Raw genomic sequence first — 12269 nt, 5'->3', positions numbered from 1 at the left:
ACGGTTTTGCAACTGTCTTTTGCACAGTCGCAGAACTCAATTTTTGTTACGACATTTCCTGCTTCCCGCTTTCCTTCTGATGTCGAACCCAGACGCGCTTCACCTGCGCTTCGCTGCAGCCGGTCAGCTTCGCCGTCCTGCTGATACTGTTGCCGCCAGACCGGAAGACAATAATGCGTTCGTGTCAGCTTGGCGTCCGGCATATTCCCGCCCGCTCCCCCGGCTGAAGGTCCGCGATTAGACGAAGCAGCTCCGGCCGGTCGGCGCGAGCGCCGGATGCCTTCTCGCGGTAGACGCCGGCGATGTAGTACCCGGCATCCCTCGCCTCAGCGATGATCGATTCCTGGCGATCAAGATCCTGCCATTGCGTACTGACCCGCAGATAAACACGAGCAATGTGCATATCCCCCTCCCGCTCGGCTCATTTAGATATACCTCATTGCGCTCTGGCTCAGAATTCGGACAAGCGGATAGCCCCATAGCCTGGGTCAGAAATACGCCGCAGCAACCGCCATGGTTGCGGTGGTCGCGAAACTGCCTATTGTGGGACGGTGCAAAAATCAGACGCAAAACAGCGCTTTAATCCGGGACTTTGCGAAAACCAGGCCGCCGGAATCGACGCTAAGCGGAAGCTCGCTTGCTCCGGGTCAATTCACCGCCATGACCCTGAGCTGCCCTTCAGTCCAGTCTCGCCGTTGCCCGCAATTAACCCATCTCGGCCATTCGCGGCATAGCCAGAATGACTGAGTTTTACCCTAGTCTTCCTCCCGAAAATCCTGCAGCGAGGCATGGCGCAGATTCTCCTCGCCGTGGAGATGCTTCACGCGGCCGATCAGCCCCGGCTTGACCCATTGCGTCGCCGGCCGTTTCATCCCGTTTGGCGCAGGCCCAGAATGCTCCTGTACGCGCTCCCAGAGGCGTTCCCGCATCTCCCGGTTCAAGGTGATAAAGGCGCTCCCGACATAGCGTCCTGTGCCACGCTCGGCCATTAGGGCGAAAGCCGGCTTTCCGGGTTCACGCTCGACGCCGAGCAACTCGTATTCATCGATGCTGTAAGCCTTGGAGCCAAGCCGTCGAATTGCCGCTCCGGTATTTGCTGTCCTTGCGCCTCGACACCATGCCTTCGAGCCCCGCCTGGTCTATCAGGTGGAAGATCGCCTTAGCCTCGCCGGGAAGCGCCTGGCTGAATTGGATACGGCCACCGTCCGGGATCATCTCGGCAAGGATCTCGCGGCGGTCCTCCAGCGCCATGTCGCGCAGGTCGTGACCATTGAGATGCAGAAGATCGAAGGCGACGAATAGAGGTCGTGCTGGCGTCGAGTGATGGCTTTCCGCAAGGCTCCGAAGTCAGACAGGCCAGTCTCGTACGACGATCTCACCGTCGATGATGGCGCTTTCCACGTCCAGTTCAGCGGCGGCCTTTGCGAGGGCGATGCCGATGGCGAAACTGTCCGAAGGCGACACGATCACGATGACTGGCGAGGTGACGCTTGTTCACGATGACGGGACCGTCACGGTTCGGCTTCACGGCTACGACGTTCCGGTGACGACGCGCGGGGAACGCCTCGCCGAAATACCGGACCTCTCCACCGCGTCCGCCCTCGGCAATCGCGACAGCATGCTTGGCTTTCGACACATCGACACCGACGTAAAAAACGTTATTTTGCTCCATGGCCCGTCCTTTCTTCGCTTGGGGCTCGGCTGGGCACTCCCGAGCAACCCCCGTTTGCTTAACAGCTGCGAAGACTAAGGGCGGACCGCCGCTCAGACCACGGTCATAACGTCTAATAGCCATCGCAACCTTACCCGCCAAATCGTCCTTGTTGCGCCAATATTTGACGAGCTTCTTTTCATACAGCTTTCGGAATCTCTCGAGTTTGGCCTTTTTCTCGAACTCGACCTTTTCCGCGGCCCACGTCTTGCGAGCACCGCCTTCGAGCAAAAACGCCACGGTAGGCACGCCTTGGGCGACCGCGTACTCGTACTCCATCTGGGTGTAGCTCTTACCCTTCAACTCTGAGCCGTACCGCTCTGCTACGATGAGTACGTAGTAGTCGCTGTCATCGATGCGCCGCTTAATGTAATCCCATTGAGTGTCGTCGCTGGCTTGGAATGCCTCCCATCCCCACAGGAATATGCCCGAGGTTAAGAACGGCCTCGATGACCGACCGTCTTTCGTCCACCAAATCGGCATAGGTCGAGCTGACGAAGATTTGGTATTTAACGTCCATGCGGCTTCACCCTTCGATCCGCCCTTGTAAGTCTGCAAGCAGGCTGGGGATAACGTTCCGTGCCCGCATCAAGAAGCCGAGTCATGATTCTTGCAAGGGGTGAAGCGATCAAAACCCGACCCGCGGGCTGGCACGCTAGGTTGCCCGGTTTGCCGGAAGGAATAATCACTTGCGGCCGAGGAGTATGAAACGTGCGGTGCCCCCCGCCGCAGCGACAGCCTTCGCTATTCCTTCTTGTCGACCAGCGCCCGTAGTGCCGAGACGTCATGCAGCAATAACCTGCTGCCGCGCTTTTCGATCAGGCCTCTCTTCGCGAGGTCGCTCATTTCGCGCGAGACCGCTTCCCTGTGCGTGCTCATCGTTGCCGCCAGCTCGGAATGCGTCGGTGCCGGGCTTATGGACACCTCGCCATCCACGAGTGCGGCTTTCTCCGCCCGATGCAGGAGCTCGACGATCAGCCGTTTTCGCACGACCAGAGTGCTGTATTCGAATACCCGCTCGGTCATGCGCCGGAGCTGGGCAGACAGATGCTCAAGCAGCATCCAGGCAAAAGTCGGGTGGGTCATCACGATATCCCGGAATGCTGTGCCGGACAGCCGTGCAGCGCGGGTTGCCTCCAGCGCGACTACGCTGGCAGAGCGTGCAATCCCGTCAATGCCTCCGAGCTCCCCGAAAATGTCACCCGGTTCGACATCGCGATACGCTATCTCCCTGCCGTCCGCTGAAACCAGTGTCACGCGAGCCCGTCCTTCCAGCAGGAAGAAGACATCGCGACCAGTGTCGCCGTGGGAAATGATTAGCTCGTTGTGTCGATAGCTGCGCTCGTGCCACCGTTTGGTCAGCGCGGCGAGGTCGGCATCGCAAAGTCTTGAGATGAAGGCCAGAGAGCCTGTCACAACGGTCTCTTGTTCAATCAAGTGTACTTCACCTTACTCCCTATCCAAGGAAATTTGATGGCCGCAGGCCCCGCTTTCCGGGATGCAAACTGGGAGCGGATTTCGCCAATGTTCTCCCCGGTGTGGGAATTCCCACAGCCGAGCCTGGTTCGACTGTCATATCCTTGTTGCAACGTCAGGCCCGCCGGCTCGTGTGCAAGCCGGCGAAGGGAAAGGGAACAGTCATGAAATTCTTGGCTCCCGTCACAAAACTTGCTGCGGGGTTTCGCAAATTCGTCGCGCCGCGCTACCGCCCGGAGCTTTATTACATGCGTGGCCCGGGGCCAGCCACCGCCCGCCGTATGGGCACGCCGCGGCAAAACCAATCCATCGACCACTACGCCTAACTTGCCTCGCGGACGGCTGACGCTCTCGCCCGGAGTGCCGTTCGCGCCGTTCCGTACCGGTCAATTCAGATCAATGAAGGGACGATCTGATCATGGTTATAATTCATGCTGCCGCCATTGGTCCATTTCGCATGTGTTTACGCCTCCGCGCCGAGCGAAAAGCTCTCTTGTCGGCAACGGACCAGTTGAGCCGTTTACCCGATGACGTTCTTGGCGACATCGGCATCTCACGTGACGAAATCATGTGCGCTTTGCGAAGCCGCGCCATCCGTCATGCGGAGGCAGGCGCGGCCGGCACGACGATCGAGCGCACCAGGATCGCTTGGGCCTCGATCCCGAAACGGTTGGCCGCCGGCAGTGGCTACGCCTCGGCCGAGATCCCCTTTGGCTGGTCCACGAGCGCGCGATCGAGCCTTACATCGCGGCTTCGACAAGCAGCGGCGCGCGGACGGGATCTTCGAACGGCACTACACCTGCGACCCCAAGGACTGAATGTTGACCGACGGGAGCTGGGGAGGATCTCAAAATGATCATGTCAGTTGTTAAGTCCCTCGCGCCTGTGACGCTCGGCACCGTGCTGATCGCAATCAGTCCGGCTTCATTGTCGGCTTCTGACGCTCAGGACCTCGCGTTCGCTCACGCTGACATGCAATCAAACAGCTGAAAGACGTCTATTTGGATTGCGAGCGGGGAGGCCGCCGGTGCGCTGGGGACGGAAGACGTGATGTACTGTTCGATGCGCGAGTTCCGACTAGGCGCGAGATAGCAGTTTGCGCATAATCAACGATGCATGGCCTTCTGCACCGTGCGACGCGGCCCTGCGATCGACCACTTCGAACCATGTTTGCGGTAAAAGGCCATTGCCCGGTCGTTTCCCTCGAGCACTTCGAGTGCGATGCTCGGGATGCCGGAATGGGCGGCAAAGACAGCGTGCAATATATTAGCGGCTAGCCCGGTGCCGTACTCGCTTTGATCGATGTGGAGCCGGTCAAGCATGACGTCGCCGGCTTCATTCATCTTAGCCATCGCGTAGCCGGCAATCGAGCCGTCTGGCCGTTCTGCCACGAACGACATTTTGTTGGTGTCTGTCAGTTCCGCCGCAATCCGCTGCAGCGTGTGATCTTCATCCGAAATCCGGGCCGCGGTCTCGGCACCCATGATTGGCGAGTACGTCCTGCGCCAAGACTCTCCAATGAGCAGCGATACCGACGGCACGTCCTGCTCAGTCATGGCTCTGATTTGCGTCATCGATAACGTCCCCTGATTTCCTATTGCAGCCCCGAACCGGACGGACAGCTACCGGCCCCAACACCGGTCGTTCACACCAACCCCACCCTGAAATCCTCCAGAACCTGAGCCAGCCCTCGCGCGCCGAGAAGGGTCATAACACGCTTCGCCTGAAGCTTCGGTACCGCGCGATCGTAAATGGCAAGACTGGTCGCCTCATTGAGGCGCGACGGATAAATGATCCCGTCGGGCTCAGATGGGTGCTCGTGAAAGGCCAGTGACCACCGGCGTGCCAGGTTCTGGCGCTGTGCCCGAACGATATCGGTCGGCACACCCATCCGAACGGCATTGTCGCCTCTGAGGTCGACCAGGCGTAGGTCTGTCGTGGTCGCGATCTCCGCATAGCGCCGTCGGATCAGCTCCACCTCCTCTATTTGAAGATCGTCGACAAGCCCTTCGCGGCGGTCGCGGAGCACGGTCTCTAGGAAGCACACCTTCAGGGAGTCGCCGAGGTAGAGAACGCCGAAGCGGTTGGCAGAAACACGACGCCGCGGATCGCTGAACCGGCTCGGTGGCTTCCCTTACCCCAATGGATCAGGATAGGTGCTCCAGTAGATGCGACCGAACGTCTGGTCTCGATCTCGAGCTTTGCGCGCGCGAAATCGGATGGAGGTGGAACGCCGGGCATTCAGTCGAAATCGCCCCTGGCCGTGCCTTCGGCCGCGGCCAAAACCGAGGCGTCATCGCCTTGTTGAAGGGCTCGAAGGCCGGTCCGCCCATCGAGGGCGCCATGGCGCGACACCAGAAACCGATAGACGGCCCAGGCGTTATTGCCCAACATGGCGTGCAGCGCCGGCAAAGCGCCGAAGGGACGACCGTCCTTGTCGAGTTGCCAGACAGGAAAGCGGAAACCGCGTTTGGCGCCATCGATCCAGAGCACCTGACCGCTTTGCCGCCTGGCGTTGACCGTCACCCGCGACGTGCCGAGCAGCTTGGCAAAGGCATCCGCGCTCAGCATGTCCTCCCCGGCGACAATTTCGGCGACACGCTTGCGGCCACGCGCGCGCGATTCGTCAAGTGCCGCCTCGAGTTCGGCATCGGGCTTGCACGTGTCCTCGACGGGAAAGGTATCGTCCGAAGCGATCGGTTGCTCCTCGACCGGTGTGATCGTCTGCACATCGGCCGCCGAATCGACCTCTACCCGGAACGATACGCGGTGGCCGATCTTGCGGCTGCGTGCGATCGCTTCCTGATAGCGTTCAAGTAATACCTTCTTGAAGTCTGCCTGTGCCGGAAGCTTTGTGGTGAACCTCAAGGTGGCGACTCCCGCGTGCGATGCGGTCCCGCCATGATTGCTGCGTTTTGGAGCGGCCATGGTGAGAACCTCCTGCTGACCAATACGGTTGCAGAGCGCAAGTTCGTCAAGTTCGATAATTTCGTAAAGTTATAGCGAATTGCTGTGGAATAAACAATTCCCCATGCGCGAAACCTCCCCTGCCCGTCATCTCGCGCAGCCCGAGCTCGCCGACCAGGTTGAGCGCGCCTTGTTTTGTCACCTTTAACCTGTCCTGGATCATGCGGGTGAGCTGACTTTCGCGTTGTGGCCGCGTCGCCGGACAGCCGATGCCGGACCGCCTTGGTTATGGAAAGGGTTGATTTTCGAGGGAGCGCAATGCATATTTCGCCCCGCCGCAGGCGTCCGAACGGGGAGAGTACGATGAGAGCGTCCATGTCCAACAAGAAAGGAGATCACAAACAGGACATGAAGCGTAATGCAAACACGACTGCGAAGCGCCGCCCTGCAAGGAGGCACGTCCCGTAGCGACCGGAAACCCTGGCTGCCGAGTGCAGCGAATATCGGCCCAACGGCTGAAATCGATTCAACAGATAAGCCGATTCCCAGAACGCGACCTACGCGCAGCAAGCCGTATTCGCGTGCCAGGAAGTTCCTGTCCTATTACAGGCCGCATCTGCCGCTGCTGGCGGCCGATCTCGCCTGCGCGCTGCTGGTTTCGGTGACAGCGCTCTTCCTGCCTCTCTGCGCCAGCTACGTCACCAAGCATCTGGTCCAGCTTCCCGACGCACCGGAAGCCCTCAATCAGATCTATTTGATGGGCGGGGCCATGCTAGCCCTGGTGGCGGTGGAACTGCTCGGCAGCCTGTTCGTCGACTATCAGGGCCACGTCATGGGCGCGAAGATCGAGAGCGAGCTGCGTAAGGAGCTGTTCGAACACTGCCAAAAGCTCGCGTTCAGCTTTTACGATCGCCAGCGGGTCGGCCAGTTGATGAGCCGCATGACCAACGACTCGTTTTCGTTAGGCGAGCTCTTCCATCACGCACCTGAGGATATGGCGATCGCGGTTTTCAAATTCGCGGGCGCAATCCTCCTCCTGGCCTATATCGACCTGCCGCTCACCTTGCTTATTCTCGGGGCTACGCCCTTTGCAGTGCTCTACGCGTTGCATTTCAACCGCCGCATGAACCGGGCGCTAAGGCTCAGCAAGGAGCGGATCGCGGCGGTCAATGAACACATCGAGGATTCGCTCGCCGGTATCCGCGTTGTCCAGTCCTTTGCCAATGAGGAACTCGAGATCAGCCGCTTCGACGAGGAGAATGCCCGTTTTCTTCAGAGCCGCAGGGAAGGCGACAGGAGCGAGGCCTTCTTCTCGGTCGGGAACACGACCTTCGCACAGCTTATCACGGTCGCCGTCATCGTCATGGGCGCCGTCCGGGTCGTCAATGCCGAGCTCGGCGTTGCGGATATGCTGACCTTCCTTCTGTGCGTCGCGGTGCTCGTCGATCCCGTCAAACGCCTGGCAAATTTCGTGCGGCTCTGGCAGGAGGGTTACACCGGCTTCAGTCGGGCGATGGAGATCCTGGAGGTGGAGCCGGAGATCGTGGATCGGTCGGGTGCCTCCGACATCGCCCGCCCGTGCGGCGCCCTGGCGTTTCGCGATGTCGGCTTCCGCTACGAAGAGGACGGGCCACATGTTCTCAAAAAACTGTCCTTCGATATTGCTCCCGGCGAGTTCGTGGCCCTCGTCGGCGCCTCCGGCGTCGGCAAGAGCACCTTATGCGCGCTGATCCCGCGCTTTTACGAGGTGAGTGAAGGCGCGATCCTGATCGACGGTGCCGACATCCGCGACATCAGCTTGAAGTCACTGCGGCAAAGCATCGGTGTCGTGCAGCAGGACGTCTATCTGTTCGCCGGTACGGTGGCGGAAAACCCCCGCTACGGGCGGCCGGATGCGTCGGAAGTCGAAATCATCGCGGCGGCAAAGGCGGCCAATGCTCACGATTTCATCATGGCGCTCTCGAATGGCTACGCCACGGATATCGGACAGCGCGGTGTGAAACTGTCCGGGGGCCAGAAGCAGCGCCTCACCATCGCCCGGGCGTTCCTCAAGGATCCAGCAATCCTGATCTTCGACGAGGCTACGAGCGCGCTTGACAATGAAAGTGAGCGGGCCGTCCAGGCCGCATTGCTCGACCTTGCCGAAGGGCGGACGACGATCGTCATCGCCCATCGGCTTTCGACCGTTCGCAATGCGGACCGGATCCTGGTGCTGACCGAACAGGGGATCGCCGAACAGGGGACCCATGAAGCCCTGATCGTTGCCGACGGAGCCTATGCCCACCTCTACAAGGCGCAGGCCAGCATCTAATCGGCGTGCGCATGGAGGAGCGCGAAAGAACGACCCCGCTGCGGACTTCCGCTAGCCGATAGATCTGGTCCGGCCGAACTCGGAATATGGATTCCGCTGATCAATGCAAAGGAGAGCCTGGCGAACATAGGGAATCGTTTTCTTGCGGCAGATTGCGGAGCGGCCACCTGGAATCGATGAATCCGCCCTTGGCGGAATGTCTAGATGGCCTGCGTGAGAGCATGGCGTTGTTCGCTCTTGTTCAGCCCGGCCCTGCAGCGGTGACGGAGCGCCGGATGTTCCAGCAAATCGAGCATGAACAGCGTCCGTTCAATCTTGCCGATCTCCTGGAGGGTGATGTCCACTTGGTTCTAGCGTTCGTAGGCGGCGAGCTTCCTCAGCATCACCGACGGCGCGGCGTGGCGACCAGGCGCATCACCTCATCCCAATGTTCGCGGATGAGTCGGCACGGATGCGAAGCGGCGCGATCTTTGGATAGACAGCGGGATGTTCGATTGGGATCAGCCGGCGATCGGGAAAGTCGCCCAATCTGGGGCAGAAGCGGAAACCGAGCATGGCGCAGAGCGCGAACACATGATCGGTCGCGCCGCCGGTATCAGTAAAATGTTCAGCAATCGAGAGATTGCTAACGTGATGCAGCAGGCCGTCGAGAACGTAGGGCGCCTCGTGTGTCGCTGCCGAGATGACCTTGACGTGATAGGGTCCATGCTGGTCGGAGACATGGGTGTAAAAGCTGAAGCCGGGATCGACACCGTAGCGCGCGTTGACGTCGCCGCCCGCATGTTCGCCTCCGTGTTCCGACTCATCGTTGACCCTACATAAACCGAACACACTGCTTTCTGTAAGCACTACCCTTCCAGCTAATGCCCCATTCAGCCGCACAGCAGGCCGCAACTGCACCAATGAGATTGTGAAGCCGGAATCCGCGTCCGTCACTCGGTGGACTGAGCGCCTAGACAATTCCCCACGCGCGAAACCTTCCCCTGCCCGTCATCTCGCGCAGCCCGAGCTCGCCGACCAGATTGAGCGCCCCCTGTTTTGTCACCTTTAGCCGCTCCTGGATCATGCCTGCCGAGACGAGTGGCCGTGACAGCACGAGTTCGACCACGTCGGACAGTTTGGAGCTGGCGCGGCGGTCGCGGAGTTTTCGCTCCATCTGGCTTTTTGCCAGCACCAGCCGATCGTGTTCCTTCAGGCCGACCAGCGCGGCGTCGTGGATAGCATCGAGGCAGGCCAGCAACCGGTCGGACCGATTGCGCGCTCGCCGCCGCTCGCGCGGAATGTTTTTGGCGCCGAGATGCAGGCAGGCGAGATGGTTGGCGGCAAGACCTTCCTGCCGCAGCAGCGCGGCAATCAGCAGAGGCCCGAGCCAAGCGGCATGCTGCAGCACCTCGATGTCCTGCCAGAATAAGTCCTGCCATTCCGCGAGGCGTTCTTCTTCATTCCAGTCGAGATCGTAGATCAGGCCGTTTTGCGGCTCCGGCCGGTCACGTTGTGACGTTTCCTCCTTTCGACCAGGTACGTCGGCGCCGCCGAGAATCTTTGACGAGCGCGCCAGGACGGCATCGATCTCGGCAAATTCTTCGGCCAGCAGGTCGTCCTCAGCGTCATCCCGACCGCCGGCTTCAACGGGGTCGGCGCCCTCCCCGTCCCGGCTTTTTGGCCCCGATGCCGGCATCGCGCCGCCGCGGCCGGTCAGCGCCAAAAAACCGTCGCGGCTGAGCGCCCAGTCCGGCTTCTGCGCAAAAATCCGCCGGCGGCACCGCATGTGCGCGGGTGAGTTCGTGGGTCGGTGTGCGAATGTCCATATGGGCGTCGTGCAGGACAAGGTCCTCGAGGTGCACGAGAGGGGCAGCGGCCGCGTCAGCAAAATGCTGGCGTTCGACAAAACCGTCGCGGACCGGTGAGCGAGCGACCCGCTCGTCGAGGCGGACCAAAACCTCGGTCGCGCGGGAAACCGGCCCGATCAGGGTCTTCAGGGACAAGTCGCTGATGTCGTAAGCCATTGGTTTCATGATAGTTGATTCGCCATAGTCAAGCTATCTGGATGTTAGGTTGACTTGCAGGGGATTTTCTCTGGCGGCCTTCTCACTATCGATAATCACCACTTATCGATACTTAAACAATACAATCAGACAGTCCAATTACTATTTCATTGGCTCTCTCCCGCCGAGACCCATCAAGAACAAGACTGCATTTTTCCGATCATTGCCTTTGGACCCCAGACTCGTGGTTTTCTGCTATGCCGCATGCCGTCGATAGTAGAAGAAGGCGTCGTCGATAGTGGGTGTTGCGATGTAGCGGTCTCCCGCTACCAAGTTTCTGCTAGTAAATTCAACATCTTGATTGGAAGGATACCTTGGCAAGGGGTCCTTTCATGTCACACCATGTTGCAAGCTGCTACCGTTGATTTCCAAGAGTTTCCTGCGACTATCGGCAGGTCCACGCGACATGGACGTGACATGGATGGGTGGCCGCGAAGGGGATATGCTGCTTGGCCTCGGCGGTCGTAGAGAGGGCAGGATGACGTTTGATGAAGCCATTGTTGGAGGCGAGGCCCTTCTGCAGGAATCAATCCTGCAGGAAGCGCAAGAAACGCTGCAGCTCGACTTCAAGGGTTCGGCCGTAGGAAAGCCGGGCGCGCTCTTCAACGACGAAGGAAAGCTGACAAAGGACGGGCGCCGTTCACTCGCAAAGGCCATGTCTGCCTTCAGCAACTCGGCTGGGGGCTTATTGTCGTCGGCGTAGACTGCAGGGCGAATTCAATGGTGTCGATTCTGCGCTGGCGCTAGATCCGGTCCCGAATTGGGAAGCAGCCCTTAGTGCCGTCAGCTCTGCGGTTGGAGATCTGCTTCAGCCAAAGAACGACGGCATTAGGGTCAACGGCTTCGGTTCTGTCAGCGACAAGACGGCGGGGTATCTCGTGATTGACACACCTCGCTCCAAACGCCGTCCCCACATGTGCAACATGACGAAGCAGTATTTCAAGCGGTCGGCTTCGAGCAGCTACGCGATGGAGCACTTCGACATCGAGGATGCTTTCGTCGAACTGCCACGCCTGATATTGAACTCGAGACTGAATTCTCTCGCCGCTCGATCAGCCGGTCAGGAGGTGAAGCCGCCACCGCTGGCATTCAAATTCGGCTCGGGATTCGAAACGTCGGAGCTGTGACGGCAAAGATGATTGTTCTGCAATTGGGACAGAGGCTCGGGGGAGTTCCGCTTGGCCTTGGTCATCCTTATGAACGTGATTCCAATGCGATATCGAATTACGGAGGCTCCACCACTATCGCGACGCCTGGCGAATTTGTTGTCCATCCTGGCCAATCGCGTTTTTTTCAGATCCTGAATTACAGCGTAGGCAGGGATGACGAAGGCAATAGGGTAGTCGAAAACCTGCCCCTCTCGCAGTCTTTCGTAGATTTGCCGTACTCGCTTGGTGCAGAGAACATGGGAATGCGCTCCGGTAACCTCAAGTTCATAGCGGCTGAGTTATGGGGCGATCCTCCTTTCCTCGACCGACGGTAAGCGAGGTAAGGATGCCTGCCCTGGAAGATGTGGTAGTCGGTTCTGCATATCCCGACATAGGCGACATTGATCAGTGCCCCAGCCTTCCGGCGGAGTGCCTGGTGCCTGCTGCTCCTCGAACATCAGCCTACCGGGCTCGGCGCATCGGACGACTTTGATGGTGGGGTTCATGAATGTAATTTCACCCTTCGCTAAGCTGGAGTCCGGCAACAGGAAGTGGGGGGGGGGGGGGGGGGGCCGGGGGCCCCGGTGGGGGGGTGGAGAGGGAGGGGGTGTGGGAGCGAGGGCGGGGGCGCGCCCCCTGAGCAGGCCGGACCTCGAGAGGGGGGGGGAGCG

10 protein-coding genes and 4 pseudogenes are annotated in these 12269 nt (G+C 59.8%); 3 read left to right on the top strand and 11 right to left on the bottom strand.

Features of this window, described 5'->3' with window-relative positions; translation table 11 throughout:
- Positions 1-184 precede the first annotated feature (184 nt).
- From NKI85_RS31960 to NKI85_RS31935, 5 genes and pseudogenes are all read right to left on the bottom strand, one after another.
- Complete coding sequence (locus NKI85_RS31960; RefSeq protein WP_502900747.1) at positions 185-403, bottom strand: recombinase family protein; 219 nt, start codon at positions 401-403, stop codon at positions 185-187.
- Positions 404-755: 352 nt separating this feature from the next.
- On the bottom strand, positions 756-1034 hold the full coding sequence (locus tag NKI85_RS31955) for a hypothetical protein (RefSeq protein ID WP_352780019.1): 279 nt from the start codon (positions 1032-1034) through the stop codon (positions 756-758).
- Positions 1035-1041: 7 nt separating this feature from the next.
- The gene (locus NKI85_RS31950) at positions 1042-1260 is read right to left on the bottom strand and encodes a DNA ligase-like domain-containing protein (protein ID WP_352531786.1); all 219 of its coding nucleotides are present in this window, start codon (positions 1258-1260) and stop codon (positions 1042-1044) included.
- Positions 1261-1798: 538 nt separating this feature from the next.
- A pseudogene (locus NKI85_RS38015) lies at positions 1799-2194 on the bottom strand (DUF4062 domain-containing protein); the annotation flags it as partial.
- Positions 2195-2455: 261 nt separating this feature from the next.
- Positions 2456-3127 carry a Crp/Fnr family transcriptional regulator gene (locus NKI85_RS31935; protein WP_029356805.1) on the bottom strand — a complete coding sequence of 224 codons (672 nt, stop codon included), beginning with the start codon at positions 3125-3127 and terminating at the stop codon, positions 2456-2458.
- Positions 3128-3351: 224 nt separating this feature from the next.
- On the opposite strand from NKI85_RS31935, the gene NKI85_RS31930 reads away from it, so the two are divergent.
- Positions 3352-3513, top strand: a complete 162-nt coding sequence (locus tag NKI85_RS31930) for a hypothetical protein (RefSeq protein ID WP_167522729.1) — start codon at positions 3352-3354, stop codon at positions 3511-3513.
- Between the two features lie 780 nt (positions 3514-4293).
- Here NKI85_RS31930 and NKI85_RS31920 read toward each other — a convergent pair.
- From NKI85_RS31920 to NKI85_RS31905, 4 genes and pseudogenes are all read right to left on the bottom strand, one after another.
- Positions 4294-4761, bottom strand: a complete 468-nt coding sequence (locus NKI85_RS31920) for a GNAT family N-acetyltransferase (RefSeq protein WP_352531760.1) — start codon at positions 4759-4761, stop codon at positions 4294-4296.
- Between the two features lie 71 nt (positions 4762-4832).
- Positions 4833-5252 (bottom strand): annotated as a pseudogene (locus NKI85_RS31915) (RES family NAD+ phosphorylase); the annotation flags it as partial.
- Between the two features lie 176 nt (positions 5253-5428).
- Entirely contained in the window at positions 5429-6115 is a 687-nt protein-coding gene (locus tag NKI85_RS31910) for an XRE family transcriptional regulator (RefSeq protein WP_352531758.1), read from the bottom strand.
- Between the two features lie 46 nt (positions 6116-6161).
- Entirely contained in the window at positions 6162-6317 is a 156-nt protein-coding gene (locus tag NKI85_RS31905; RefSeq protein ID WP_502900746.1) for a helix-turn-helix domain-containing protein, read from the bottom strand.
- Between the two features lie 195 nt (positions 6318-6512).
- Between NKI85_RS31905 and NKI85_RS31900 the strand changes: the two genes are divergently transcribed.
- Positions 6513-8405: an ABC transporter ATP-binding protein gene (locus NKI85_RS31900; RefSeq protein ID WP_352780018.1), complete on the top strand. Its 1893-nt coding sequence runs from the start codon at positions 6513-6515 to the stop codon at positions 8403-8405.
- A gap of 203 nt (positions 8406-8608) precedes the next feature.
- Here the strand turns inward: NKI85_RS31900 and NKI85_RS31895 are convergent.
- Both NKI85_RS31895 and NKI85_RS31890 read right to left on the bottom strand, forming a co-directional pair.
- Positions 8609-9188 (bottom strand): annotated as a pseudogene (locus tag NKI85_RS31895) (Tn3 family transposase); the annotation flags it as partial.
- A gap of 169 nt (positions 9189-9357) precedes the next feature.
- Positions 9358-10411 (bottom strand): annotated as a pseudogene (locus tag NKI85_RS31890) (RHE_PE00001 family protein).
- Positions 10412-10856: 445 nt separating this feature from the next.
- Between NKI85_RS31890 and NKI85_RS31885 the strand changes: the two are divergent.
- A complete protein-coding gene (locus NKI85_RS31885) occupies positions 10857-11153 on the top strand; it encodes a hypothetical protein (protein ID WP_352780017.1) in 297 nt (98 codons plus the stop codon).
- The last annotated feature ends 1116 nt before the right edge of the window (positions 11154-12269 follow it).

Source organism: Mesorhizobium sp. M0571, from assembly GCF_040320985.1.
Lineage (GTDB): Bacteria > Pseudomonadota > Alphaproteobacteria > Rhizobiales > Rhizobiaceae > Mesorhizobium.
This window is presented reverse-complemented; position numbering and strand designations above follow the sequence as displayed.

Excerpts from the sequence above, each read along its gene's own strand:
- NKI85_RS31920 (WP_352531760.1), bottom strand. The coding sequence starts at position 4,761 with ATGACGCAAATCAGAGCCATGACTGAGCAGGACGTGCCGTCGGTATCG.
- NKI85_RS31885 (WP_352780017.1), top strand. The coding sequence starts at position 10,857 with ATGGACGTGACATGGATGGGTGGCCGCGAAGGGGATATGCTGCTTGGC.
- NKI85_RS31930 (WP_167522729.1), top strand. The coding sequence starts at position 3,352 with ATGAAATTCTTGGCTCCCGTCACAAAACTTGCTGCGGGGTTTCGCAAA.
- NKI85_RS31910 (WP_352531758.1), bottom strand. The coding sequence starts at position 6,115 with ATGGCCGCTCCAAAACGCAGCAATCATGGCGGGACCGCATCGCACGCG.
- NKI85_RS31960 (WP_502900747.1), bottom strand. The coding sequence starts at position 403 with ATGCACATTGCTCGTGTTTATCTGCGGGTCAGTACGCAATGGCAGGAT.
- NKI85_RS31905 (WP_502900746.1), bottom strand. The coding sequence starts at position 6,317 with ATGATCCAGGACAGGTTAAAGGTGACAAAACAAGGCGCGCTCAACCTG.
- NKI85_RS31900 (WP_352780018.1), top strand. The coding sequence starts at position 6,513 with ATGCAAACACGACTGCGAAGCGCCGCCCTGCAAGGAGGCACGTCCCGT.